Genomic DNA, 1081 nt, shown 5'->3' with positions numbered 1-1081 from the left:
GCGATATTTACGCTTTTGCCGTCATTCCATCTAAGTTTGACCAAGACATTTTGCTGCATCGCCAACCGCAGCTTTCAGTGTTTTTTAACAGCCAATATATTTTGGTGGCAAAGTTAATTAATTCAGCTGTGGCACAAGCTCAAGGGTACTTTGATGCTCAGGTGCAAGTGATGGGCAATCTCGCCAAAGGCAATACAACGACGTTGTCCGCGCTCGGCCAAGCTGTGCCAGTGTCGACCCAAATCACCGCGCTGTTTAATCGCAACACTAACTACGCGCAGTTTTTGGTCACCGCTATCGTGCCTGCGATTTGGCAAATTTGTATCGTTGTGAGTACGATTTTGATCCTTGCGGCGCACTTTCGCATTTATGGGGGCAAAAATGGCTTTGAGTTTTTGGGTAATAAACCATACACAAAACTCAGCGCAATTTTGAGCCAATACATCCCAGTGTTTATGTTGCAAGGTGCCTTGTTCCTCTACTGGTTTTATGTGTTATTGGACTGGCCGATGGAAGGCAGTCTCGTAGTCATGTTACTGGCTCAATTGGTCACCGTTGTTGCCTGTATCATTATGGGCGCACTGTTTTTCTTTTTATCGATGGACCCTGCCCGCGCAATGAGTTTTGCTGGTGCGTTTACTGCGCCAAGTTTTGCTTTTATGGGGATTACGTTTCCAGTTTCCGACATGAACACGCTCGCTCATGCTTGGCGCTCACCATTACCTATCACCCATTACATCGAAGTTCAGGTTGGTCAGGCAAGCTACGGAGCCTCAGCCGCTCAATCGTTTAGTGCTTTGTGGCCAATGATCTGGTATGTGGTGCCACTCTTACTGACAGCCGCATTCATGCATAAAAACCGAGCGGCAGCACTGTCGACTCAGCAAAGGGAGGCAGCATGACACTCTGGCAACTGATTAAAGCAGAGATTCGCTCTGTGCTGACCAACCCCGTCGTCACATTAACTGTTTTTGGTGGCGTGGTTTTTTATTCGTTTTTGTATCCGCTGCCATACGCACAACAAACCCCGAGAGAGCAGCCAATTGCGGTCGTAAACCTAGACGGAAGCCAAACAAGCCTA

1 protein-coding gene and 1 pseudogene are annotated in these 1081 nt (G+C 47.8%); both read left to right on the top strand.

Annotation, left to right across the window (positions count from 1 at the left end):
* The coding region (locus R8269_RS25915) for an ABC transporter permease (protein WP_318223002.1) at positions 1–902 on the top strand (902 nt) is incomplete at its 5' end.
* Positions 899–1081, top strand: a pseudogene (locus R8269_RS25910) (ABC transporter permease); the annotation flags it as partial. The gene R8269_RS25915 and the pseudogene R8269_RS25910, both read left to right, overlap by 4 nt.

It is taken from the genome of Vibrio sp. Vb0667, from assembly GCF_033391095.1.
Note: the sequence above shows the minus strand (reverse complement) of the source record. Positions and strands in the feature narration are given on the sequence as shown.